The sequence below is a fragment of the Planctomicrobium stercoris genome, from assembly GCF_051465655.1.
Taxonomy (GTDB): domain Bacteria; phylum Planctomycetota; class Planctomycetia; order Planctomycetales; family Planctomycetaceae; genus Planctomicrobium.
On record NZ_CP195791.1, the window covers coordinates 3785050 to 3809580 of the forward strand.

The 24531-nt window shown below is 57.4% G+C and carries 18 protein-coding genes; 9 read left to right on the forward strand and 9 right to left on the reverse strand.

Translation table 11 applies throughout. The annotated features are described in order from the left end of the window. Nucleotides 1-221: 221 nt before the first annotated feature. The 3 genes from SH661x_RS15375 to SH661x_RS15385 all read right to left on the reverse strand — a co-directional run bounded on the left by SH661x_RS15375 (nt 222) and on the right by SH661x_RS15385 (nt 3751). Nucleotides 222-1295, reverse strand: coding sequence for a DUF1559 family PulG-like putative transporter (locus SH661x_RS15375; protein ID WP_437223103.1), 1074 nt, complete (start codon nt 1293-1295; stop codon nt 222-224). A gap of 135 nt (nt 1296-1430) precedes the next feature. Then, a complete protein-coding gene (locus SH661x_RS15380; protein ID WP_437223105.1) occupies nt 1431-2639 on the reverse strand; it encodes a M24 family metallopeptidase in 1209 nt (402 codons plus the stop codon). Between the two features lie 50 nt (nt 2640-2689). After that, entirely contained in the window at nt 2690-3751 is a 1062-nt protein-coding gene (locus SH661x_RS15385) for a LacI family DNA-binding transcriptional regulator (RefSeq protein WP_437223106.1), read from the reverse strand. 363 nt (nt 3752-4114) lie between these two features. Between SH661x_RS15385 and SH661x_RS15390 the strand changes: the two genes are divergently transcribed. From SH661x_RS15390 to SH661x_RS15425, 8 genes are all read left to right on the forward strand, one after another. Next, nucleotides 4115-4516 carry a sensory rhodopsin transducer gene (locus SH661x_RS15390; protein WP_437223108.1) on the forward strand — a complete coding sequence of 134 codons (402 nt, stop codon included), beginning with the start codon at nt 4115-4117 and terminating at the stop codon, nt 4514-4516. A gap of 140 nt (nt 4517-4656) precedes the next feature. Continuing rightward, on the forward strand, nt 4657-5343 hold the full coding sequence (locus tag SH661x_RS15395) for a PIG-L deacetylase family protein (protein ID WP_437223109.1): 687 nt from the start codon (nt 4657-4659) through the stop codon (nt 5341-5343). A 48-nt stretch (nt 5344-5391) separates the two neighbouring features. Next, complete coding sequence (locus SH661x_RS15400) at nt 5392-6288, forward strand: polysaccharide deacetylase family protein (RefSeq protein ID WP_437223110.1); 897 nt, start codon at nt 5392-5394, stop codon at nt 6286-6288. 55 nt (nt 6289-6343) lie between these two features. Beyond that, on the forward strand, nt 6344-7813 hold the full coding sequence (locus SH661x_RS15405; protein WP_437223113.1) for a hypothetical protein: 1470 nt from the start codon (nt 6344-6346) through the stop codon (nt 7811-7813). 148 nt (nt 7814-7961) lie between these two features. Further along, the gene (locus SH661x_RS15410) at nt 7962-9767 is read left to right on the forward strand and encodes a hypothetical protein (protein WP_437223115.1); all 1806 of its coding nucleotides are present in this window, start codon (nt 7962-7964) and stop codon (nt 9765-9767) included. Between the two features lie 2 nt (nt 9768-9769). Further along, nucleotides 9770-12172, forward strand: a complete 2403-nt coding sequence (locus SH661x_RS15415; RefSeq protein WP_437223118.1) for a DUF1592 domain-containing protein — start codon at nt 9770-9772, stop codon at nt 12170-12172. A 51-nt stretch (nt 12173-12223) separates the two neighbouring features. Next, nucleotides 12224-13543, forward strand: coding sequence for a DUF1552 domain-containing protein (locus tag SH661x_RS15420; RefSeq protein ID WP_437223121.1), 1320 nt, complete (start codon nt 12224-12226; stop codon nt 13541-13543). Nucleotides 13544-13790: 247 nt separating this feature from the next. Then, nucleotides 13791-14276: a DinB family protein gene (locus SH661x_RS15425; RefSeq protein WP_437223123.1), complete on the forward strand. Its 486-nt coding sequence runs from the start codon at nt 13791-13793 to the stop codon at nt 14274-14276. 24 nt (nt 14277-14300) lie between these two features. Here the strand turns inward: SH661x_RS15425 and SH661x_RS15430 are convergent, their stop codons facing one another. From SH661x_RS15430 to SH661x_RS15440, 3 genes are all read right to left on the reverse strand, one after another. Then, entirely contained in the window at nt 14301-15533 is a 1233-nt protein-coding gene (locus SH661x_RS15430) for a M20 family metallopeptidase (RefSeq protein ID WP_437223126.1), read from the reverse strand. Between the two features lie 87 nt (nt 15534-15620). Next, nucleotides 15621-17036, reverse strand: a complete 1416-nt coding sequence (locus SH661x_RS15435; RefSeq protein ID WP_437223128.1) for a DUF1501 domain-containing protein — start codon at nt 17034-17036, stop codon at nt 15621-15623. 70 nt (nt 17037-17106) lie between these two features. Further along, on the reverse strand, nt 17107-19587 hold the full coding sequence (locus SH661x_RS15440) for a PSD1 and planctomycete cytochrome C domain-containing protein (RefSeq protein WP_437223130.1): 2481 nt from the start codon (nt 19585-19587) through the stop codon (nt 17107-17109). 357 nt (nt 19588-19944) lie between these two features. Between SH661x_RS15440 and SH661x_RS15445 the strand changes: the two genes are divergently transcribed. After that, nucleotides 19945-20892, forward strand: a complete 948-nt coding sequence (locus SH661x_RS15445) for a LysR family transcriptional regulator (RefSeq protein WP_437223132.1) — start codon at nt 19945-19947, stop codon at nt 20890-20892. 10 nt (nt 20893-20902) lie between these two features. Here SH661x_RS15445 and SH661x_RS15450 read toward each other — a convergent pair whose 3' ends face one another. The 3 genes from SH661x_RS15450 to recG all read right to left on the reverse strand — a co-directional run bounded on the left by SH661x_RS15450 (nt 20903) and on the right by recG (nt 24519). After that, complete coding sequence (locus tag SH661x_RS15450) at nt 20903-21331, reverse strand: cupin domain-containing protein (RefSeq protein WP_437223135.1); 429 nt, start codon at nt 21329-21331, stop codon at nt 20903-20905. Between the two features lie 143 nt (nt 21332-21474). Then, nucleotides 21475-22371 (reverse strand): aldo/keto reductase, encoded by an 897-nt coding sequence (locus SH661x_RS15455; RefSeq protein ID WP_437223138.1) that lies wholly within the window; start codon nt 22369-22371, stop codon nt 21475-21477. Nucleotides 22372-22431: 60 nt separating this feature from the next. Then, on the reverse strand, nt 22432-24519 hold the full coding sequence (gene recG, locus SH661x_RS15460) for an ATP-dependent DNA helicase RecG (protein ID WP_437223140.1): 2088 nt from the start codon (nt 24517-24519) through the stop codon (nt 22432-22434). Between the last annotated feature and the right edge of the window lie 12 nt (nt 24520-24531).

Consider the following 24531-nt stretch of genomic DNA (forward strand, 5'->3'; position numbering starts at 1 on the left):
CTTCATTCGACAAGCAGTGTCACCGTGAAAAATCTGCGACATGACAGAAGTCCTGGAGGAGGTTACGAGGAGGACAATCGGGACGCATTCATCACGTCCAGAGCGGCTCCGTACGAAATGCCGAAGTGACGAAGCATCCGGGCCACTCCGCCGCTGGGGCGGGGTGACGATCGACACTGAAAGAAACCGCGCAGCCTGGACACGCGGCCATAACAACGCTTTTAAAACTCGCCGTTGGGCTGTGCATCATCCCGCGTCGCCAGTTTTGCGAGCAGGGCGAGAGAAATGGACTGGCTGAGATTCCGGACCGAGCCGTCACCCATCGCCACGTTGACAATCCCCGTGTGGGCCGAGGAGAGAGGCAGATTGACACCCAGCTCACAGACTCCGGTCGATCCACATCCAGCTCCACCCGCCGGCCAGTCAGTCTTGCGGGTCAGCGGGTAACGGATGGTGGTGATCGACGACTGATGGCAGGAATAGCCGACGGGATCAACATATTCGGGCGGAACCTTGTCCAGGACGAGTCCCATCTGCCAACCATAGACGTTGCTGGAACGCCAGTCTTTGATGGTCCCGTCGCTGGTGTAGATCCCTTCCCCCTGTTCACTGATGACGATGGTGTTCGTCAGGCCATCCGTCAGGTCCCGGAACTTGAGCTTGCCGTTGGGAACCAACGTCCCGCTTCCACCGATGATCCCTTTGTCAGTGAGTGTGGTGAACCGCGTTTCGGTGTGAGATGGAATCAGACCATCGACCGCACCGGCAATTCCGACATAGGTCGAGGCTCTTCGGGGAATATTGCCAGCGTAGGGATTGTCAAAGTGCGATGCGAACGGACTTAACGTGGACGATGGACAGTGATAGACAGGGACGTTTGTCTGGGAATATAGCAGCATGTTTGCCGGGCTGATCCACCCCGATCCCCAGTCGAATGCCAGCTTCGAATACAGCGTCCCCTGCTCAAGATAAGGGAGAATGAAGACCATCCAGGAGCTTCCCCAGCTGCTGGTGCCCGCCGTTTGAATTACGCCAAAAGGCTGCATGTCAGTGGCGCCTCCAGGAGGGATGCGGTTGTAAGTGTCCTGAAAATTGTGGATCGCCAGTCCCATCTGCTTCAGGTTGTTCACGCACTGGGAACGGCGGGCTGCCTCTCGAGCCTGCTGGACAGCAGGGAGCAGCAGGGCGATCAGGACCGCGATGATCGCAATCACCACAAGCAGTTCAATGAGCGTGAATGCGCTGCGTCGACAGTCACGGGGCCGATTTTTCGAACAGGAAGTGGACTTGTGCATGGGACCTCCTCGACAGACATTGATTAGAAAATGACACGACTTTCATTCATTCAAAAAACTTGCGATCCACGTCGCAAAGAAATCATTTCACTGGAAAGAAACTGATGGACCTCAACTGCTGCCGCGTGCCTGGCGTTACGCGCACGTCACTTCACAAGCAGACAGCTCATCGGTGCTGATCAGCTGCTTCTCACACAATTCGCGGATATAAGGGGTCAGGGATTCCGGGCCGTTGGCGGTGATCACAAATCCTTCTTCCAGCCGATTCGATCCTGCAGGGTGTCCGAACAGACTGATGTCGGAATTGACGCACATCCCCTCGGTGAACTGGTAGGTAGCATTGATGTCAGGATAAGGGGATTCCGCTTCAGCCAGTCCGATGCCGTGCATCGGGGGATAGATGTCGTACTGCGAAAGTCCATACTCTGCGAAAACGTTCCGGACCGCCTTCACCATTTCTCCGGAAATCGCACCGTCGGTCAAATAACCCAACTGCACGTTCGCCGCTTTGAAGAGGGCTTCGAGCAGATACTTTGCCTCATCCGATGCGCAACCTGCGACAAACGGATATTCAACCGTCGCAATGTAGCCCTGATATTGAACTGCCATGGCTGCCATCACCATGTCGCCATCGCGAATGATCCGGTTGGTCGGGCGTCCGATGATCGTTCCTGAACGTGATCCAGCTCCGTAGACCATGAAGACAATCGTTTCCGCTCCAGCGGCCCGGGCCGGACCTTCACCGGCAGCAGCCGCCATCAGCTCTGTATTGCCGGGCACGGAAGCAGCAATCAGCTTTTCGTATCCCAGGCAGGCGAGGCGTCCAGCTTCCCGCAGACATGCAATTTCCGCGGGCGACTTCACCATTCGCAGTTGATGGAGAATCTTGTCGCTGGGAATGATCTCGGCCCCGCCGGCAGCAGCCTGAATGCGTTCGTAGATCGGGTGAGGGATATCCCAGGAACCAACCAGGCCCAGTCGCTTCCCACCTTTGAGCGTTTCCCCAAGGATCTCTTTAAACGAGGAGAACGTGGCGAGCGGGTAATCAATCTCTTCGGGAACGGAGACGCAGGCAAAGTCCTTGACGTTTCGAAGATCCTGCCAGATGCACATCTCGCGGGCATATTTTTCGCCTTCGGGTGCCCCCACGACAATCGGAGAACCGTGTCGCGGGATGACGCAGGCCCCCCGCTCGAAGATGGGCCAGAAGTTGCAAACGTATCGCAGCTGTTCACGACGGTATTCATCACCGTAGACCAGCAGGGTGTCCAGGTTCTCCACTTCCATGGCAGCCTGGATTTTTTCAATGCGCGCAGCAAACTCTTCCGAAGAGATACGGATCATCTGAGACTGTTCCTGAACGGTGCAGGGGATGAAAAGCGAAGTACGTCGACTCAACTCATGCGACGAGTGCTGTTTCGCATGATCAACTCGGGCTCGAGGAACATCCTCAACTCGGGAGGTTCCTGAGATTCAATACTGTCAATCAGGGCGTTGACCGCCAGATCGACCAGACGTTCACACGGTTGCCGGATGGTGGTCAGGGAGATCCGGGGAGTCCGTGAGACTTCCAGGTCGTCGATTCCGATGACCGCAAGGTCTCGCCCCACCTGAATCTGTTTATTGTCAGCTGCTTCGATGACACCGATGGCGGCCAGATCGTTCACACACAGGACGCCATCAACGCCCGGAGCCCGTTTGACCAATGTTTCGAAGCCGTATTTCCCCTGGTCGATACTCAGGCCCGCGTCGATCACAGGAATGCTTGTTGACTTGATTCCATGAGCGGCCAGTGTTTCCAAAAAACCCCGTTCGATTCGCTGAAACGCACTGAACTTTCGCATCTGTCGCCCTGCTGTCAGCAGCGCGATCTGCTTGCAGCGAACGTCGATCAGGTGTTTAGCTGCGAGTTCGCCGGCGGCGTACAGATTGTTTCCGACGACCGCTCCCTCATAGGAATCGGGCGCTGTGTCGACCACAAGGGAGGGGACCTGATGCTGCTCGAGGAGAGCAAAGCTCTTCTGTGTTTTCTCGCACGGGCAGATGAGAACTCCCTGAACACGGGAGCGGATCATGTTTTCGACGGCATTGACTTCGCGATTCGCGTTCCAGTTGCCATCCGCGAAGATGACCTGATAGCCCCGGTTCTGCGCGATGGTTTCGGCGATCCGCACCATCGTGGCGTAGAACGGATTCGTAATATCGTTGACCAGAAAGCCGATGGCGTTTGACTTTCCCATTCTCAGATTCTGGGCACTGAGATTAGGGACATAACGCAGCTGCTGGCCGATCTCCAGAATTCTCTCGCGTGTTTCTTTGCTGATGCGGGAGTTGGGTTGAAACGCGAGCGACACCGTAGTTTCCGAGACCCCCGCGACGCGGGCAATGTCACGAATGGTGGCATGACGAGCTCCGGGATTGCCGGTGGTTTCATCAAAGGCCTGGGGAGTCGCCACAGAAATGCTTTCGGTTGGTCAAAAGCGTCGGGAGGACATTCTGGAGGCGTGCGGTTTATCGTCACACCTGCTCAAAAAAGTCTAGCAACCCGAAAGTCATTGTCAATGAGACTTCATGAATTTACAAAACTCCAGAAGTCTGCCGCTAAACCCCCAGTGTTTCAGGCCCTTTTACCTGAAGAAGATTGAGGGCGGTCTCCACTCGCACCGTGGTTTCGGCATTGTTTCGCTGGAAGATTGCTTTTGGAATTGACAATGCTTGAGGATAATTTAAACTCGTTTTCAGTTTGACGCCAAACCTCGGGCCGCGCCGCCTCGACCCGGCCAGTCACTCACCCTCCTCGAACTGGAAAGTTGCCTCGCATGGCAGGCTCCCGTCCCTTTCCCTCCCCCAGCGGTGGCGCCCACACCTGGTATTTCGCGGACGGCTATCTTCCCGAAAAAGTGGCTTCCGGACCAATGGAGGCACACGAAGCTCTGATGATTCTCAACACTCAGGAGCACCCCGCGGATGTCCTGCTTGATTTCTATTTCGAGCACCGGGAGCCCGTGCTCGGCGTGCCGCTGACCGTCCCTGCACAGCGTGTCCGCGCTCTTCGTCTGGATCACCCTGATGAAATCGGTGGGCTTGCGATTCCTCCGCTGACGCAATACTCGATTCGAGTTCGTGCCAACACTCCCGTCGTGGCGTTGTTCGGCCGGCTCGACACAACACAACCCGCAATGGCCTACTACAGTCCCGCCGGCTACTTCGAGAGCCCATGATTCGTTTTGACATTCATCCGCGGTCACCGGACCATGGATGTCGATGATGGCCACGACCCTTCCAGACGAAAACCGTGACAACATCCACACTCGGGCGTGTCGCGAATCCGGATGTCCAAATTCCACAGGAGGAAGAGGGTATGAAGCGTGTACTCGTGCTGGCAGGGCACGGCGATGACTCCGTGATTGCACTGGGAGCCACACTTGCAAGCGTGGTCGAGCAGGGGGGCCATGTTGCAGTGGTCTGCTTCGGAAATGGAGACGAAGCATTCGGCCGAATGGAAGATCGCCCCGGCATCATCGAGCAGTTTCACGAACAGGCGATCGCTGCCCATCAGCAACTGGGGATCACGGATTTTCAGTGCCTGGGACTGACGGACTTCGAGATTCGCGAAGACCGAAACATCTACCGCGAATGCATCCGCGCCATCCGCCGTGTTCAGCCGGATGTCATCCTGACGCACGACTGGCTGGAGTACTTTCAGCATCGTGCGATGGCCCGGATGGCGACCGACGCATGGTGGCAGGCAGGCTGGAAGTGCAGCGCCGATTTGGGAGAGCCATGGGCTGCCCGTCGACTTTATCGCTTCGAAGTGCTGCATTCGATGCCGGAACCGACGCATCTTGTCGATGTCTCTTCGACGTTTGAAAAGAAGATTGCCGCGATTCGTGAGTTCAAAGCGGCGCAGGAGTTTTTGACGGAGCTTGTCGATCAGCTGGAAGCCCGCGCCAGGTTCCATGGCAGCAAAATCGGCGTGAAATACGCGGAAGCTCTCACGCGGTCCTACTTCATTCCTGAAGCGACCCGCAGCGTAAATGACCTGTAAACAACAGACATCGGCCTGACTCGAACCACCCACTTTCGGAAAAGTCCCATGAAACCGTTTTACTTCTGCTTTTCCGTGGATGACATCGGGATGGAAGAATGGTCGACGCCGGCTCACGTGGAGCGAATCCTCGAGGTCTGCGATGAACTGGGGATGAAGTCGACTCTCTTTACTGTCCCCCGGCCGTTCGGAAAGCCGTTCCCGATCCGCGAATATAAAAGCGTGCTGGAAGCTGCTGATCAGGGGGGACATGAAATCGGCCAGCATGGGCTGGAACACGACCGGTTCGAAATGGGAATTCCCCCTCGAATGATTCTGGATCTGCCGCACGAAGGGCCCGCACGGGAATACCTTGCAAATCATCCTGACGAAGTGGCTGCCTCGCTGGCGGTCGAGCGGATTCGTGAGCGGCTCAAAGCTGGCAGAGAACTCCTTCAACAGGACCTCGGAGTGAGCGTGGAAGGGTCTCGGTCTCCCTGTGCATCCACCTGCGACAACCTCTACACCGCGCTGAAGGCAGAAGGGTATCGCTACGACAGTTCGACGATTCTGCAACCCGCTGCCTGGGCGATGATCGTCCGAGCCCCCAATCCCCAGCGAGCCGAGATCACGCAGATTCATCATGATTCCATTCGCGACGAAGACGGCTTCTGCGTTTACCCGATCGCGGCCGAATACACCTGGTTCCCGCAGCATGATCAGTTCGACGATTATCTTTCCCTGGCGAAGGGAGATTTCGACTCCTGCCTGAAACATGACATCCCGTTTGTGCCGGTTGCCCATGTCTCTCCCATTCAGTCGGGACAGGATTCTGAACTGGGATTCGAACTTTACCGTGAGCTGGTCGGCTACGCTCGACAGGCTGCGGCCGCCAGCGGGAGAGAGCTGGTCTTTACGACACTTTCCGGATTACACGCCGCTCGCGACGCCGAGCTTGTGGGTTGATCAACTCCAGCGTTTTCACACAGAAATCATTCATTCCATCAAGGCAGAGGTCAGCATGTCCACTCAAGTCACCTCCTTCGACTCCGCACAGCAAGGCCAGTTCGGGGATATCCTCAACGATCAACGGGAAGCACCGCGCGGGCCCAAAGTCGGCCTGATCGCCTGTGGTTACTTCGAATACTGGAGAATGTATCCGGAACTGCGAGACAAGGTGGCGGGCGACCTTGCCGGGATCCATCTGCGACTCTCGGAAGAGATGGATATCGTTTACCCGGGGATGATCGACACACTCGACGCTGCGGAACGGGCTGGCCGCGAGCTGGCTGCCGCCGGGGTGGATGTCGTCGTCATTGTGGAAGGGACGTACCTTCCGGACTTCATGATCCTCAACGCTTTGGAATACGTTCCAAACGCCAAACTGGTGCTGTTCAACACGCAGACCGGGACGCACGTGAATCCGGCCGACCCGTATCCTGCCACGCTTCGGAACAGTGCCCTGATCGGAATTGCCCAGCTGACCGGAACGCTGCATAAGAGTGGTCGCCAGTATCACGTGGTGGTGGGGGATGTTCATGACGGCGAGGCCTATCGTGAAGTGGGCCAGCATGTCCGCGCCCTGGGAGTTGCAAAGCACCTTCGACAGTTCAACATCGGCATGGTCGGCCACGTCTTCCGCGGGATGTTCGACCTCGAATTCGATCGGGGGACGGTGCGAGGCAAACTCGGACCAGAGGTCATCACCATTCAGGCCGAACACCTTGTTGACATCTGGGAAACCATCAGCGACGACGAGATTCAGGCCGCGACGCGACTGCTGACCGATCGCTTCCCATTGAAGACCATCTCCTCCAACGACGTGGCCAGGTCCATGCGGCTGGGGTTGGCCATGCGTGGACTGATGGAGAAATATCGACTCGATGCTCTCTGCTTCCTCGGGCAGCACTATCTGGAGAAGATTACACACGCACCGGCCCGGCTGGGGGCATCGTTCCTGACGGAGCAGGATGGAACGATGGTCGGCTGCGAGGGTGACATCGGCGGCCTGATCATGATGCAGATGATGCATGAACTGACCGGGCTCACTCCGGTGCAGATGGAATGGGGTCAGTTCGACCTCGACAAGAATGCCCTGTTCCTGATCGGGCACGGCATCGCGACTCCCGAAGTCGCCAACCTTCAGCGGGGCGTGCATCTCACACGCGCTCCCGAGGAATGGGGATTCGAAGGCTACGGGGCGAACTGGGAAATGATCCTCAAGCCCGGGACCGTCACGATGGGTCACTTCCTGTCGACTCCGACCGGCTGGCGGATGCTGCTCTCGAGAGGAGAGTCGCTCGATCATCCGTGCCTCCCCTGCGACGAAATTCATGCCATGGTGCAGGTGAAATCGCCGGTGAAAGACTATCTGAAGACGATGCTGCAGGCGGGGATCTCCCATCACGTGATCGTGGTTCACGGGGACGTTCTGGCAGAGCTGGCCCTGATTGCGGATGCAATGGGTGTTGAGAAGCTGATCGTCGAATAGCAGTCGCGTCTGAATCAGGAGTTGGGGGCCACTGCTGCACTCAAAGTACCTCGCACTCTCCGAGTGCGAGCCCCCGAACGATCTCGACCATCAAACTTGTCACAAGTCCCTGTTCTTCCTCCCTTCCTCCTCGTGAGGTCCTTGCGAAATGACCGCAACATTCACCGTCCTGGACATGGGGGTCGTCGCGATTTACATCGCGCTGGCCGCTGCGATTGGGGCGTACTTCTCGCGGCGAGCCGGGCAGTCGCAGGAGAGCTTCTTCACGGCGGAGCAATCGCTTCCGTGGTACATCATTGCCTTAACGACCTCAACGGCCGTGATGGGCGGGCTGCCGATCGCACTGTCGGTGTACTACACGCACGGGGTCGCCTATCGGTGGATCGTGGACACGCAGTTCATGGTGTTCATCCCGTTCGTGTCGGTCTTTCTCTCGCCTCTGTGGCGGCGATTGAATTTGAAGTCGACCCCTGAGTTCTTCAAATGTCGATACGGAGATGGAGACCGGTCCAGTCGGTTGTTCCGAACCTCCTACGGCCTGTTCATGGCCTTCGGATGGGGAACTCTGCTGATGGGGTACGTGATCGGGTACACCGTGCAGTCACTCGTCCCTGTCTTTGGCGCGCCTGCCTGGGCTATCGTGATCGGCCTGATTCTGGTCACGCTGCTGGGATCGACCATCAGTGGCTTTTACGGTGTCGCATATGTCGGTGTGCTGCAATTCGCCTTCTACGCGATCGCGTTTGCAGCGAGTGTTCCCATCCTGATTTCTGCCGCCGGGGGATGGGATCAGATGTTTGCCACACTTCAGCAGAACAACCCGGAGTTTCTGAACCCGTTGCCGGGGGGAAAGGCAATCAGCTGGACAACATGGTCCGTGCTCCTGATTCAAAGTCTGTTTCTGGGAGTTCATCCCAACTATGGAGAGGGCTTTGTCGCGCAGCGGTTCCTGGCGGCGCGGAATGCTGCACACGCGAAAGTGGGCCTGATTGTCAGCTGCGTTCTCAGCTCTGTCTGCTTCCTGTTGCCGACCGGGTTACTGGCTGTGGCGATCACGTCCCTATACCCCGGCCTGAGCGGCACTGAAGCACAGGGAATCTACAGCCGTCTGCTGGCTCATCTTCCCCCGGGAGTCTTCGGGCTTCTGATTGTCGGTGAGGCAGCCATTATCATCGGGACGATTGACAGCCTGGCGAACTGGGGAGCATCGGTAATGACCAATGATGTCTATCGGTTGCAGCTTGCTCCGCACGCTTCTGATAGAAATCTGGTCTTCATGGGGAAGCTGTTCGGACTTCTCATGCTGACAGCGGGGAGCCTGATTGGTCTCCTGCTCGTGAATGAGTTCTTCAGCTGGTTCATGTTCATCAACACAGCCACAATGACGTTCCTGCTTCCGCTGGGGTTTTTCCGCTTCTTCTGGTGGAGAATGAATATCTGGGGAGAGATTGTTGCCATCGTGATCGGCATCCCGTTCTGCGTCGTCGTCTGGTTCTTTCTAGGAGGAGAACACTGGGAGTTCTGGAAGGTGTTCGTCACTCTCTTCGGGACCGGATCGGTGGTGATCACCGCAGCCGCCTTGCTGACCCCACCGACAAAGAGCGAAGTGCTCGACACCTTTTACCGGACGGCTCAGCCCCCGGGGTTCTGGGGACCATTCCGCAAAAAGCTCGAAGCGGAATCCAACGGAAGCGTCCAGATTCCAGGGATCGGTTGGAGTGATCTCCGCGAGTTCTTTGTGACAATGGCTGCATTCGGCAGTCTGTTTCTCTCCATCAACTGCTTCCTGGGTGGAAGATGGGAATGGGCGACCTTCAGCATCTGCGGATTTGTCCTCTTTGGAAGTATCGTCGTGTGGAATTCAGTGCGGGCATTATCTGGATCCGAAACGGACACGGGACTTGCGAATGCTCAGGCAGGTCTCAACTTCAGCGACGCGTCGGAAACGATCTGAAAATGTCAAAGCCAGTGAACTTCGTCTGTCGATCCGCAAACGGAATTCCGTGGACGGCGTCAGCACGCTCCCTGATCACTCCTCTTGTGATCGTGCTGCTGTACCAGCAGGCACTCACTGCTGGCGAGCCAGTCACAGGGGAAAAGCTCTGGTCCCAGCAGTGTGCCCGGTGTCACGGTCTACGAGGGGAAGGGACATCGGAATATTCCAGTCCGCTGCACGGGGACAAGTCGATTGTCGAGCTGACCAAAGTCATCTCGACCACGATGCCCGAAGACACCGAACAAAAATGTTCGGCCGAAGATGCCGGCAGGATCGCTGAATACATTCATTCAGAGTTCTATACGCAGGCGGCCCGTGAGCGGACACAGGCCGCCAAGATTGAGTTCTCGCGGCTGACGGCCACACAGATTCAAAACAGCATCAGCGATCTGCTGGGAAGTTTCTACGAAGAACTGCCCTGGCCGAACGAACGCGGTCTCACCGGCAAATACTTCAATCTGCGGACGTCCGCAGAAGACACACTGGTCGAAACTCGGATCGATCCCGGAGTGAATTTTCACTTCGGAGGAGAAAAGCCACCGGGATTTCCTGCCGGCCCCGGCCATGAAAGCCACCCGCCTGACGTCATCCATGATGAGCGAGAGTTTTCAATCCGCTGGGACGGCAGCCTGCTGGTCCCGGCAACAGGAACATACGAACTGATTGTGGAGTCCGAAAACGGATTCCGCATGTATTTCAACCAGAATCAGTTCCCCGTGATCGATGCCTGGGCCCATCCGAGTTCGGAGCGGATCTTCCGTTTTTCGACGAAGCTGCTGGGAGGGCGTGCTTATCCGCTCAGCCTGCTGTTCTTTCGATATCAGGAGCCGACCTCCTCAATCTCGCTGCGTTGGAAGCGACCCGGCCATGCTGAGGAAGTGATCCCGGCACGCTATCTCGCCCCGATCCAGAAGTATCCCGGCGGCTTTGTTCTCAATACTCCCTTTCCGCCGGATGATCGCAATAGCGGAGTCGATCGCGGAAACGGCATTTCGAAAGCGTGGCAGGAAGCGGTTTCGCTGGCGGCTCTGGAGACAGCCCGAGAGGTTGTCCGTGACATGACTCGTCTTGCAGGAATTCGGCATGAGCACTCCAACGACTTGAAGCGGGAACGGTCCGACCAGTTCTGTCGATCCTTCGTCAAGCGGGCTTTTCGCCGTCCCCTCACACCGGATGAAGAAGTTCTGCTGCTCGATCGACCGCGTCAAGGAGTCTCGTTCGATCAGGGAATGAGACGTGTCGTTCTGATGGCTCTCATGTCGCCGGGATTTCTCTATCGCGAGAGTACTCGCGCTCCATTCGACGATTTTGCGACAGCATCCTGGATGTCATTCGGACTCTGGGATTCCATTCCCGATGTCGCATTGCTCAATGCTGCAGAGCGAAATGAATTGCAGACTCGGGAACAGATTGAGGCCCAGGTGGAACGCATGCTTCCGAACGTTCGCACCCAGACGAAGTTGAGGGAATTCTTCCTGCAGTGGCTGCAGACGGACCGGACCAGCGACCTTGTCAAAAATCACGAGACGTTTCCCGGATTCGACAGCTCACTGAGTTCAGACCTGAGGAATTCACTGGAGTTTCAGATCGAAGATTTCATCAGCAACCCTGATGCGAAGTTCACCGACCTCCTGCAGGGGGACGAGTACAACATCAACGGACGGCTGGCGAAGTTCTATGGGCTCGAATTGCCGGAGGATGCAGGCTTTCAGAAAGTGACGATCCGGGACCAGGGACGTGCGGGAATCCTCACGCATCCGTTTCTGATGGCCAGTTTCGCGGACAGTTCGGAATCTTCCCCGATTCATCGCGGCGTTTTCGTGGCGCGCCGGCTCCTCGGTCGGCAGCTTAATCCGCCCCCAGACGCGGTCTCCCCCCTCGCACCCGACCTGCATGCCGGACTGAGCACCCGTGAACGCGTGCTTCTGCAAACCAGCCCGGCCAACTGCCAGAGTTGTCATGCCATGATCAACGGCCTGGGCTTCTCGCTCGAGAACTTCGACGCCACCGGGCGATTCCGAATTCTCGACCGTGAACGTTCCATCGATTCCAGCGGGGCCTACATTGACCGCGCAGGTGCGGAAACCCATTTCTCTGGTTCGCAGGATCTTGGGGAGTTTCTGAAATCGTCCCCGGAAGTTCACGAGGCGTTTGTCGAACAACTCTTTCTCTTCACGGTCCGCCAGCCCATCACAGCGTTTGGAAGTGAAATGCTGGATCACCTGGTCAGCACATTCAAAGAAAACGAGTTCCGGATTCGTCCCCTGATCCGCGAGATCATTGTCGTCTCTGCATTGAAGATGCAGGAAATCAATCCCCCGCAACCTGTTTCAACGTCTCCCCTCCCGCCTGCGACACCGTAGCGCGATTGCGTTCATCAAGCCCCGCTGAACTCCCGCCTGGAAACTTCGATCATGTCACGATTCGCATCACGACGAGAATTTCTCAAACGGTTCGGGTTCAGCGCAGCCATGTTGCCCTTCATCAGCAACCTGCCAAGCCTGGGGTTTGAGAACTCGACAGGCAGAAAAAAGCGGCTCGTGATTATCTTCTCACCCAACGGTGTGGTGAAGAAAAACTTCTGGCCGGATGAAGCCGGAAACCTGCAACACTTCAAGGAGATTCTGACTCCACTCGACGCTTATCGGGATCGCACACTGGTCCTGAACGGGATCAGCGACAAAGTCGGAGGCGACGGCGACAACCACATGCGGGGAATCGGATGCCTGCTCACCGGGATTGAGCTTTTTCCCGGCAACTTTCAGGGTGGAGGAGCCACCCCAGCCAGCTGGTCGAGAGGAATCTCGATCGATCAGGAGATCAAGAATTTCCTGCAGTCGCAGCCGAAGACTCAAACTCGTTTCGGATCGCTGGAATACGGTGTGGTCGTGCCGGAAACTGCCGTTGTCTGGAACCGCATGGTGTATGCCGGCCCGAATCAGCCGATCGCACCGATCGACAGTCCCTACCAGATGTTTCAGAAGCTGTATGGAAATGTGCAGGATCAGGAGAGTCTGAGCGGCGTGCTGGACCTTCACGTCGAAGACCTGAAGCGGATGGAAGCGTTGATCAGCCGGGAGGACCGTCAACTGCTGCAGCAGCACGCCGAGTTCGTGCGACAGATGGAACGTGAACTTCAGGCGTCAGGACCGCTGCCGGCCGGACATCTGATTCCGGAACTGGAGCCCGGGTGGGTGATTCACAATGACAATCTCCCTCAGCTGACGCAGATGCAGATCGACCTGATGGTCAGCAGCTTCGCGGCCGATTTTGCACGAGTCTCGACTTTGCAGTTCACTCAGTCAGTGGGGCAGGCCCGCATGTCGTGGCTGGGAATTCATGAGGGGCACCACCATCTGTCTCACGAACCGAATTCCAACGAAGCGGCTCAGGAACAGCTCACCAAAATCTGCCGATGGTATTGCGAGCAGGTGGCCTACCTCGTCAAGAAACTGGCGGAGACCCCTGAACCCGGCGGAGAAGGTTCATTACTGGACCATACAACCGTTGTGTGGACCAACGAACTGGCCGAGGGAAACACCCACGCCATGGACGACATCCCTTTCGTGCTGATCGGGAACGGGCTCGATTTCCAGATGGGGCGATCGCTGCAGTATGGCGGTGTTCCTCACAACCGGTTGCTGCTGTCGCTGGCCCATGGGATGGGACATGAAATTGAATCGTTTGGAAAGCCGGAGTTCTGCCAGGACGGTCCGCTGACCGATCTGAGCTGAATTTCGCGACAGTGAGCAACTGGAACGAAGTTCACGAAAGTGTGGCGTTCCGGGGGCGATGAACACAGCTTTCGAACGCAAACTGACCCGAATTCGCCGCCACACTCCCCTGAAAGAGGGTTCGGACATCTCCGTGTGGACAGATTTCGCGGAGAGCTACAATAATTGCCAGGCTCCGTTGCTGTGATGAAACAGTGGACTGTTCATCAGCGAGCGGGAGCAGGCGATTTCAGGTGCAGGAGGTTCCATGTTCGAATCCGAAGTTCACGTCAACAAGTTTCTGCTGAACTACGCACAGGGATTAATGGCAGACATCCCGGAAGAGCGAATGGCTGAACAGCCCTCAGCAGGGATCAATCACCCCGCCTGGATTCTGGGTCACCTGATTTACACCGCCGACTCCGCGAACGCATTGTTAGGGGGGAAGAAAACTCTTCCGACAGACTGGGTGAGACGTTACGGTCCAGGTTCAGAACTCTCCACGCGTCGGGAAGACTATCCCTCGAAAGAGGAATTGCTCGAGAAGTTGAAGTCCCTGTTCGAAACAGCCCATGCGCAGTCCGCCAGTGTCGATCCAGCTGCGATGCAGGCCCCGAATCCTCGGCAACAGATGTTGCCGTTTCTGCCGACAGTCGGAGATCTGGTCGCCTTCATCCTGGCGGGGCATATGGGAATTCATCTCGGACAACTGTCATCCTGGCGCCGCCAGATCGGGATCGGACGACTCTTTTAATCCGAGAGAAGCAGCGACACTGCATCAGTCGAGACAGAACCGGTAATAGATCTCACTCGCCTGGTGAAGCTGTGCGATCTCGATCCATTCATCGACGGTATGTGCCTGAGCGATCGAACCGGGGCCCAGTACGATTGCAGGGACGCCGCGCATGGAATACTGCGCGGCGTTCGTTCCGTACCATGCGCCATGCTGTCTGCGAAGGCCGGCAACATCTGCGACGTGCTCCATCAGACGGGACGCCCACTCAGAGTTGTCCTCATCAGACAGCGTCGCTCCGTCGACCCACGAGGGGGACATTTCGAAGTCCGTGTCTGTCCGGGCCGACAACCACGCAGTCAGCTTCGGAATCACCTGCTCGGGGTCTTCGCCGGGAATGACCCGGCGGTCGATTTCGATCACGCATTCATCGGGCACAATGTTGACGCTGGTCCCTCCCGAGATACAGCCGACGCTCAGCGACGGTGATCCGCACAGCGGGTGAGGGGGCATTGCAGACAGTTCATTCGCGTACACCTGCAGCAGCTGAACGATTTCCGCCATCTTGTAGATTGCATTGACCCCGTCATGCGGACGCGAGCTGTGACAGGCCCGACCGGTCGTTTTGAGTTTCCAGCGGACAGCCCCTTTGTGAGCCACGACCGCATTGAGTTCCGTCGGTTCGGCAACCAGACAGAAGTCCGGTGGGGTGGGCATCAGGGCCAGACTCTCGGCCGGCTTTTTCCAGCTTTGTGCCAGATGCCGCGCTCCGGTGGTGGCGAACTCCTCGTCACAGGTGCAGGCCAAAAGTACATTCGTTGCATTGAGAGGACGTTCGATGACCAGTCTGGCGAACGCAGCCAGCATCGATGCCATCCCTCCTTTCACATCACAACTGCCACGGCCGTAAAGCCGGCCGTTGCGGATGGTCGGAGTAAACGGCTCGACTGTCATCCCTTCCACGGGAACGGTGTCCTGATGCGCATCCAGCATGATGGTGCGTGTGGCCCCCGGGGAGTCGAACCGGGCGATGATGTTGTGACGCCCGGGAAAAACTTCCTGACGCTCGAACGGAACATCCAGCCGTTCAAAGAAATCGACCAGCCAGTCGCTGATCCGTCCTTCAAAATAGATCGGTCCCGAAACTGGCTGTCCCATCGGATTCACGCTGGGAATGGCGATCAGTTCCTGCAGAATTTTAAGTGGGTCCGTCAACTCCGCTGTCGGTCGAGCCAGTGTGGCAACGGCAACGTCTTGACTCTTGAGCGGCAATGACATGGATCTCTCGATGTTGAGCGACTGACGGGAAACGAGTCGGAATTCAGTCTGTCTGCCTGCGTGAAGCACGCTGGGAAAGGATTGGAATCAGGAGAAGATCTCGTGATGAACTTCGCCATGAACGTCGGTCAGACGGAAGTCCCGCCCAGCATGTTTGTACGTCAGACGTTTATGATCGAGCCCCAGCAGATGCAGCATCGTGGCATGCAAGTCGTGAACATGCATCTTGTTGTCCTGCGCGTAGTAGCCGTAATCATCGGTCGTGCCGTATCGCAGCCCCCCTTTGACGCCGGCTCCAGCCATCCACATGGTGAACCCTTCGGGATTGTGATCGCGTCCATCCGACCCCTGTGCCACGGGAGTCCGTCCGAATTCTCCTCCCCAGAGCACCAGGGTATCTTCGAGCAGTCCGCGCTGTTTCAGGTCCTGCAGTAAAGCGGAAATTGGCTGATCGACTTCGGCTGCGTTTTTGGTGTGACCGGCCTTGAGATCGCCGTGCTGATCCCACTGGACCTTGGTGTCGCTGTGGGTGACCTGAATGAAACGGACACCTCGTTCCGCGAATCGGCGGGCGAGCAAGCACTGTCGACCAAAGTCCTCCGTCACTTTGTTACCGAGTCCATACATCTCGAGAGTGACGGGCGTTTCCTCGCTGAAGTCCTGCGCCAAGGGCATTTCCGTCTGCATGCGGTAAGCGAGCTCGAACGATTGAATTCGCGCTTCGAGACTGGCTTCGGGCCCCGAGGTCGACAGATGCTCCTGGTTCATTTCGTTCAGCAGGTCCAGCTGCATCCGCTGGACACGATTCGACCATTTCGGGTTGTCGATGTATTTCACGCGGGCGCTCGTCGAGGGGAGGCTGGCAACCCCCAGCGGCACACCCTGATACTTCGCGGGAAGAAATGCCGATCCCCAGTTCTTGACCCCGCCATGGGCGAGCGTCGGGCAGATCGTGATGAAGCCCGGCAGATTATCGTTCTCGGTCCCGAGTCCGTAATTGATCCAGGCCCCCATGCTGGGACGGATGAAATTGTCGCTGCCTGTGTGAATCTTCAACAACGCTCCGCCGTGAGACGGGTTTGTCCCATGCAGCGAATGCAGAAAGCAGATGTCATCGACATGTCTCGCCACATGGGGAAAGAGGTCGCTGATGTACATCCCGTTTTCGCCGTACTGCTGAAATCCCCAGGGAGAACCCAGCAGATCGCCAGTGGGTGCGAACTGCACGCGGGGCTTCGCGAACGGGTACGGCTTTCCGTGGTTCTCCTGCAGGAGCGGCTTGTAGTCGAAGGTGTCGACCTGCGACGGGCCCCCCTTCATGAACAGGAAGATCACCCGTTTGGCGCGAGGAGCGAAATGAAACGGAGTCGATTGCGTTTTCGTGCTGGCGACCGCGTCACGTTCCTGCAACATCGCCGACAGGGCCAGATAGCCAAAGCCGACAGCGGAATTCTTCAGCATGCAGCGACGATTGATTCCCGTAGTTGATGTTGTCTCTTGCATGTGGTGACCTCTCAATTCTGTCCGGGCTGACCCGCCCCCATCCTTCGCACGATGACTGCTTCGATCAAGTTCAGTTCAGATAGAAGAACTCGTTGGAAGCCAGCACGCTTTGACATGCAGCCGACCACGCAGCTCGGTCAGGGGAGATGTCCTTACTGGTCTCGGAGAGCAACGCCTCCAGTCGATTCACGTAATTCAGCAGTCGATTGACCTCATGACTTTCAGGCAGACGTCCCAGCGCCAGCTCGTACAATCGGGTCGCGCGTGCCTGTTCATCCAGCGGGATTTCATCCAGCAGCCGTCCGGCCAATGCATCCGCAGACCCCAGAAACATCTGACTGTTCATCACATACAAAGCCTGGGGCGCGACGGTCGAAGTCTCGCGACTTCCGGTGGTGACGTCCGCGGACGTGTAGTCGAACAGCGAAAAGCCGTCGTACAGATTGTTGCGGATCACCGGCAGGTAAACCGATCGCCGGTTCGTGTCATATCCAGTATCGTCCTTGGACGTGTGGTCGAAGACGAGTTGCCATTTCGGAACATTGATCACCTGTTCGCTCGGCGTGTCGTCCAGAGCACCGCTCACAAACAGCAACGAGTCCCGAACCGCTTCCGCGTCCAGACGTTCCACATTGGCACGCCAGTGGAATTTGTTCTCCGGATCGATCTTCGCATTCTCAGCCTGTGAATCGCTGCTCATCTGATAGGTGCGGGAGAGCATCATCAACTTGTGCAGCGACTTCATCGACCAACCGTTGTCCATGAAGCTGACCGCCAGCAGATCAAGAAGTTCGGGATGGCTCGGAGTAGCCCCGAGCTTTCCAAAGTTGTCTGTCGTTTCGACCAGTCCTTCGCCGAAATGCCACCGCCAGACACGATTCACGGCCACGCGGGCGGTGAGCGGGTTTTCACGGCTGGTCAGCCACCGGGCCAGCTGCAGACGACCACTTTCCTGCGGCCCGATAACAAACGGTTCGCTGGACCTCAGGACTTCGGGAGTTCCGCGCTGCACCGTCTTTCCAAGAGTGAGATGACTGCCGCGAACATGGATGCGAAGGTCCGCGGGAGTCCCCTCCGCCATGGCCATGGCGGTGGGCAGTTCCTTGGTCTCCCGATCCTTGATGGCTTTCCGCAGCTCGGCAAGCTGTGATTTCACCTCCTCGGAGAACTTGGACTCCACGTCAGCTGGCGGCTGGGTTCCTTCTGGAGCGTTCGTGGACTTCAAGTATTCCGCGGAGGCTGCCTGAAGTGCCTTCTTCAACTCTTCCTGATGAGCAGCTCGTTCTTTGTCGAGCGTTTCTTTCTTCTCAATTTCTTCCGGAGTGGCCAGGACGAACTCGTTGTACTTCGCGATTGTCGCGAACGACTGCATCGACTTGGAACTCTTGAGAATCCCAGCGAGCGCGTAATAGTCGGCGGTGGAAATCGGATCGAACTTGTGATCGTGGCAGCGGGCACAGGCGAGAGTCAGGCCGAGAAACGCCTGTCCGAACACATCGATCTGTTCATCGATGATGTCCATCTCCATCTTGGCTTCATCTTTTTCCGCCAGCACTTTCGGCCCTAAAGTCCAGAAACCGGAGGCGATGATCGGCTCATACCTGTTCGCGTATCCCTCGGAGTTCAGCAGATCACCCGCCACCTGCTCGGTCAGGAAGCGATCGAACGGCTTGTCGTTGTTGAAGGCGTCGATCACGTAATTCCGGAAGCGCCAGGCATCCAGGTGAGCAAGATTTTCATCCTGTCCGTTACTGTCGGCATAGCGCACGACATCCAGCCAGTGTCGTCCCCATCGCTCGCCGTAATGCCTGGAGGCGAGCAGCCGGTCAATCACTTTCTCGAATGCCTCCGGGGACTCATCCGCCAGGAAGCCTTCAATCTCCTCGGGGGTCGGCGGAAGACCGATCAGATCAAACGTCGCCCTGCGGATCAGCGTTCGCTTGTCAGCTGCGGGATTGGGTGTGAGTCCTTGACTCTTCAGCTTGGCGAAGACCAGGGCATCAATGGGATTGGCCTCTGCAGGCGTGTTGGCATCAACCGGGATCTCCGGTTTCTGAATCGGTTGAAACGCCCAGAACTTCCTGGCTTCTTCTAGGTCAATTGCCCCACGACGCGGCGTGACAGCGGTGCTTCCGCTGTCCGGATGGGGGGCTCCGCGCTGAATCCATTCAGTGAGCAGCTGAATCTCAGCATCCGAGAGTTTACCGTCGGGCGGCATCTGCAGGTTCTCATCCTGATAGCCGATGGCTGCGATGAGCAGACTTTCTTCGAGATTGCCGGGCACAACCGCAGGCCCGGATGTTCCCCCTTCAATCATGCCGGCATACTGGTCGAGTCTGAGTCCAGACTCCTGTTCATCAGCTCCGTGACACCCCGCACATTTGTCGATCACCAGCGGGCGAATACTGGTTTCGAAGAACTTGAGATCGTCAGCACTCGGTTCTGACGCAAACGCAGATGAAGCGGGAATTCCGGCCAGCGACAATCCGAGGACACAAGGCAGGAGAATCAAGCGGAAGGATGGTGTGCTTCTGATCTTGAGACGTTCCATTTCGGTCTCTCGTTCCTGGGCGTGCTGCGGAGGATCAGGCGGAAGGATGTCGCGGAGGGAATCTGTCCAATTGTGAAAAATCGGCTCCCGGGATTCGTGACTTCACGAAACCGGGTGTTCAGGTGATTAAAAAATGGATTACGTTTCCTCTTATCTGTAGTCTATCCCTCTTTTCGCCGAAAAGCACTCTTCTTTGAGGTAATAATTTGCAATAGGAGTACAGAGAAAATGCAACGTCCCCGCCCCCTCGCTGCAAAGGAACGGTCTCCGGTGCGGAGAGGGGGCATTCACTGTATCTTGCAGGCAGCGATCACCCTCTCACACTGACACCAGATGCAAGACCCCGGGAGCAGCCCGATGAGCACAGGCCAGCCGCATCCTCCGATCTACAAAGACCTTTCGTATCCTCAATTACGCAGCTACTGCGAAATGGCCCGGTTGGGAAGCATGTCCGCAGCGGCCCGTTCCCTGCAGGTGTCACATCCGACGATCTGGAAGCAGATCCGGTCCCTCGAACAGCTTTTGAAGACCACGCTGGTCGATTCCGACGGTCGAAGAAGCGAGTTGACTGAAGCCGGGCGGATCCTGGCCGAACTCGCGACCCCCGTCATCACGGAGTTCGAATCACTGCAGGACCGGTTTCATGAAGAGTGCGGCACAGCCCCCCGGACTCTTTCCGTCGCAGCGCCACCTCGAAGCTACACGGACGATCTGCTCCCGGTGATTGAAGAATTCCGGGCGATGCATCCCGATGTCCACCTGATCATGCGAGAGGTCTTCAGAGGCCAGGGGAATGACATGCTGGAATCGGGAGAAGTGGATCTTGTCATCGGGGACAGAACGGTCTTCCCGGAGCCCGCGGAGCTCACGATCGAACTGCTGTATGAAATTGAACCGATGGTGATCATGCCGGTCGGCCATCCGCTTTCGAAGCGCCGGAAGATTGAAGCTGAAGACCTGGCGAAATACCCCGTTCTGAACCGTGCTGAATCGTATGCGGACGAGGAAGGTCGAGCACTCCTGCAGCGGGCAGGTGTCTTCGACCATCCTCAACGCGGATTCGACCTTGTGCTGGCGGCATCGATCCGCGCCTGCGTGAAAGCGGGACACGGGATCGGACTGGTTGGTCGCGTCCGCCCGGAGATCTCCGAGGACCCGGAAATCTGCGAGCGTTCCTTGAAGCACTTTCTCCGTCCACTGCAATGCTTCGGCCACAGCCTGCGCCGCATCAGGGAGAATCCGACCCAGCGTGCCTTCACGGACCTGTTAAAAAGCCGCCTGCACCACGCATCGCCCCTCCAGTGAACTGAGGAACCTATTTGGCATGCGGCTCGGGAACTGCGATCTCCTTCGCGTCCCGGGGATGAATGACGAAGGCAATCAACCGGGTACGAGTGTGGGGATCGGGATTTCTGGAGACCCGATGCAGGCAGCCGGTCGGTTCGTAGAAGGTCTCCCCCGCCTTGTAGACCTTAACCGGAAGGTCGTCGACTCCCAGTTCATAGGTCCCCTCAAGAACATAGACCAGACCCGGTCCCGGATGCCGATGGGGAAGTCCCGCCTTTCCCGGTTCGATCGTCACCTCGACCACAGTCACGCTCGAATCATGCCCATCCATCTTCTCACTGATCTCATGAGAGTTGATCACGCGGACAGCCTCACCATCTTCGTGATGATGTGCAAAGGTCAGACTCACAATGCCCAGACATCCACACACGGCCAACGTCAAACATGCACGCTTCATCGCTTTCTCCTGCTGAGGTCATTGGATCGCAGAATACTCTGTTTACTCTGAAAGCAAGGACGATTGGGCAGTGTCCCTTGTGACACCGATTTTAAAACGGCCTCAAAGATCGAAAGGGAATCCGCGGGGGGCTGTTCGCGGTTTCACCGTGTGATTTCCGCAACCCGCGTGTTGATTTCAGTGACGAGTGACGCGGGAAGCGGCCCCCTGCGTGCAACCTCCAGATTCTCAGCCAGATGACCGGGGTCACAGGTCCCCACGATCGTGGTATGGCAATGCGGATGGGAAAGCGTGTGACGAAGGATCAACTCGGCGCGTGACATCCCAGGCGGCAGAAAGTCGTCGAGACTGGCCCGGCTCCAGACGTCGTTGAGTGCGGGGCGTTTGATCTCCGCATCAGGCCCCCCGTGGGCGATTCCCCCGCGGACGATGATGCCCGCTCCGGTCGCCGCTCCCCGCGTCATCCACCCGACATGTTCAGGAGCCAGACAGGAATAAGGAATCTGGAACGTGTCGAAGACACCCAGATCGATCAACGCGGGAAGTTCAGGCAGCGAGCTGGAAACCCCGAGAAACCGGATCATTCCTTCGTCGCGAAACTGCGTCAGCAGATCGATCAGTCCGGCACGCTGAAGAGTTTCGGCATCGCCACCGTGAAACTGATAAACGTCAATGTGGTCGGTCCGGAGCCGTTTCAGGCTCGTTTCGAGATTCTTCCGGACCACGTCTGTGCTCCAGACGTGAGCAATTTCAAGACGATCGGCATGCTGCGTGTAGGCGCAGCCGCACTTGGTGGCCAACACATACTCATTGCGACGTGACCCTATGAATCGTCCGATCCGCTCTTCACTCACACCGTAGTCGGGGGCGGTGTCGATGAAGTTGATGCCGGCATCGAGCACGGCATTCAGAATTCGATCAGCATCTTCATCGCCCACAGTCCGGACGCCCCAGGTGTTTGGCCCCCGCAGCCCCATGCTCCCGTAACCCAGCTGCGTCACTTCCAAACCTGTTCGTCCCAGAGTTCTCCTGGGCAGCATGATGATTCTCCGGTGAAACAGAATGAAAGTGAGAACGAGAGATCGACTCGACCAGAACCCTCAGCCGCTTTGGGGCAGATCCATGAGGCGCGCGAATCGCTCCAGCACGCGTCGCTTCAGTGCACTGTATTCTACCTGATCAAAGTGACCCGACAACACGACCCGCAATGCTTCATCCCGTGCCATCTCCAGCAGTTTCTCTTCCTGAAGGTGTTTGTAGAAGCGGAGTGGCAATGCGCCGTGCTGCCGTGTTCCGAGGACATCCCCCGGCCCGCGCAACTCGAAATCCTGCTCGGCAACTTCAAACCCGTCATTCGATCGTTCAAGGACCGCGAGTCGCGAAAGTGCGTCCGGCGAGCTCGATTCGGAAAACAGGAAGCAGTAGCCACGGTACTTTCCACGCGCGACGCGGCCGCGCAGCTGGTGCAGCTGCGACAGACCGAACCGTTCGGCGTTGAGAATGACCATCAGCGTGGCATTAGGAACGTCGACCCCGACTTCAATCACCGTCGTGGCGACTAGAACATCGAGTTCCCGCTCGCGAAACGCTTCCATCGTCTCATCACGCTCTTCCCGCTTCATCCGGCCGTGTACCATGCCGATGCGGAATCCTGAAAGCTCCTGAGTGCTCAGCTCCTGAAAGACCTGCTCAGCAGCCCCAGGTCCTGCGGCATTTTCTTCCCCCGAGTCGACGAGCGGACAGACCACGTAGAGTTGCCTTCCGGACTTCAATTGCTCGATCAGAAACTGAAACGCTTTTCGGCGGGCGGCCGGCCCCAGAATCTTGCTGGTGATCACCGGTTGCCTTCCGGGTGGACGGTCCTTCACCAATGTGAGATCAAGATCGCCGAACTGAGTCAGGCAGAGTGTGCGGGGAATGGGAGTTGCCGTCATCACCAGCACGTGGGGAGGGGAGGCCGCATCCAGATTGGAGAAGTGCGCCCGCTGCGCGACACCGAACTTGTGCTGTTCGTCGATGACAACCACGCCGAGCTTCTGAAACTTGACGTCGGACTGAATGAGTGCCTGCGTTCCAACCACCAGCTGAATCGATCCGTCCGCGATCCCGGTAATCGCGTCACGCCGTTCTTTCGCCGAGAGATTCCCGGTCAACAGTGAACGTTGGACGCGGCTGTGCTCCAGGGCCGTTTCAATCGTCTGCCAGTGCTGGCTGGCGAGCAGTTCCGTCGGTGCCATGACCGCTGCCTGCCAGCCGTGGGCGACTGCCGTCAGCATGGCATCCAGCGCCACAACCGTTTTCCCCGCGCCCACATCCGCCTGCAGCAGCCGGTGCATGGCATATCCGGATTTCAGATCGGCAGCGATCTCGCGAACCGCCTGGTTTTGACCGGTCGTATACTCGAATGGAAAGAGACGACGGATACGGGCATCGATCTTGGCGGTTCGCTCCAGCACGGGGGCCTGACATCGTGCACGCCATGCCCGTCGCCTGAGTGCCACTCCCAGCTGAAACTCGAACAGGTCATCGAAGATCAATCGCTTCCGCGAGATTTGAAACTCTTCGGCGGTTGCCGGCTGATGGACCTTTCGGACCGCCTCCGCCAGCGGCATCAGCTTCAGGGATTGAAGTGAGGATGCCGGCATTGGATCTGCAATCAGACCTTCCGCAGCCTCCAGACCATTGGCAATGATCTTTCGCAGGTCTCCCACGAGCAGTCCATCGGTCAGGCGGTACCGGGTAAAGATCAGCTGCGCGGGTTCGGGAGTTTCATCTGCTTCCAGCCATTGCACGGTGGGATGGGAAAACTCCCAGCGCCCTTCGCGAAACTTCGGCTTTCCCGAAAAAAGGACCTGCTGGCCCCGCTGTAACCTGCGGATCATCCAGGGCTGATTGAACCAGACACCCCGGACAAAATCGGTCCCGCAGTCAAGCAGAACCTTTGTCATAGTTCGATTGTTGGGCAGCTCGCGGGCATCGAGGTCGTAGACCGTGCCGCGAACGGTGTTCAGATTTCCGGTTTCAATGTCGTGCGGAAGCCGGATGTGGCTGAAATCCAGAATGTCCCGGGGAAGATTCCACAGCAGATCCTCCAGCGTGAAGATTCCGAGTCGTTGCAATTGCAGTGCGCGCTCCGGGCCAACACCGCGGAGGAACTGAACATCACTTTCGAGGGAAACAGGAGACATTCCCCGAGTGTA

Bases quoted from the DNA above. Each gene is read 5' to 3' on its own strand.
- SH661x_RS15375 (WP_437223103.1), bottom strand. From the start codon at position 1,295: ATGCACAAGTCCACTTCCTGTTCGAAAAATCGGCCCCGTGACTGTCGA.
- SH661x_RS15380 (WP_437223105.1), bottom strand. From the start codon at position 2,639: ATGATCCGTATCTCTTCGGAAGAGTTTGCTGCGCGCATTGAAAAAATC.
- SH661x_RS15390 (WP_437223108.1), top strand. From the start codon at position 4,115: ATGGCAGGCTCCCGTCCCTTTCCCTCCCCCAGCGGTGGCGCCCACACC.
- SH661x_RS15395 (WP_437223109.1), top strand. From the start codon at position 4,657: ATGAAGCGTGTACTCGTGCTGGCAGGGCACGGCGATGACTCCGTGATT.
- SH661x_RS15400 (WP_437223110.1), top strand. From the start codon at position 5,392: ATGAAACCGTTTTACTTCTGCTTTTCCGTGGATGACATCGGGATGGAA.
- SH661x_RS15405 (WP_437223113.1), top strand. From the start codon at position 6,344: ATGTCCACTCAAGTCACCTCCTTCGACTCCGCACAGCAAGGCCAGTTC.
- SH661x_RS15410 (WP_437223115.1), top strand. From the start codon at position 7,962: ATGACCGCAACATTCACCGTCCTGGACATGGGGGTCGTCGCGATTTAC.
- SH661x_RS15415 (WP_437223118.1), top strand. From the start codon at position 9,770: ATGTCAAAGCCAGTGAACTTCGTCTGTCGATCCGCAAACGGAATTCCG.
- SH661x_RS15420 (WP_437223121.1), top strand. From the start codon at position 12,224: ATGTCACGATTCGCATCACGACGAGAATTTCTCAAACGGTTCGGGTTC.
- SH661x_RS15425 (WP_437223123.1), top strand. From the start codon at position 13,791: ATGTTCGAATCCGAAGTTCACGTCAACAAGTTTCTGCTGAACTACGCA.
- SH661x_RS15430 (WP_437223126.1), bottom strand. From the start codon at position 15,533: ATGTCATTGCCGCTCAAGAGTCAAGACGTTGCCGTTGCCACACTGGCT.
- SH661x_RS15435 (WP_437223128.1), bottom strand. From the start codon at position 17,036: ATGCAAGAGACAACATCAACTACGGGAATCAATCGTCGCTGCATGCTG.
- SH661x_RS15440 (WP_437223130.1), bottom strand. From the start codon at position 19,587: ATGGAACGTCTCAAGATCAGAAGCACACCATCCTTCCGCTTGATTCTC.
- SH661x_RS15445 (WP_437223132.1), top strand. From the start codon at position 19,945: ATGAGCACAGGCCAGCCGCATCCTCCGATCTACAAAGACCTTTCGTAT.
- SH661x_RS15450 (WP_437223135.1), bottom strand. From the start codon at position 21,331: ATGAAGCGTGCATGTTTGACGTTGGCCGTGTGTGGATGTCTGGGCATT.
- SH661x_RS15455 (WP_437223138.1), bottom strand. From the start codon at position 22,371: ATGCTGCCCAGGAGAACTCTGGGACGAACAGGTTTGGAAGTGACGCAG.
- recG (WP_437223140.1), bottom strand. From the start codon at position 24,519: ATGTCTCCTGTTTCCCTCGAAAGTGATGTTCAGTTCCTCCGCGGTGTT.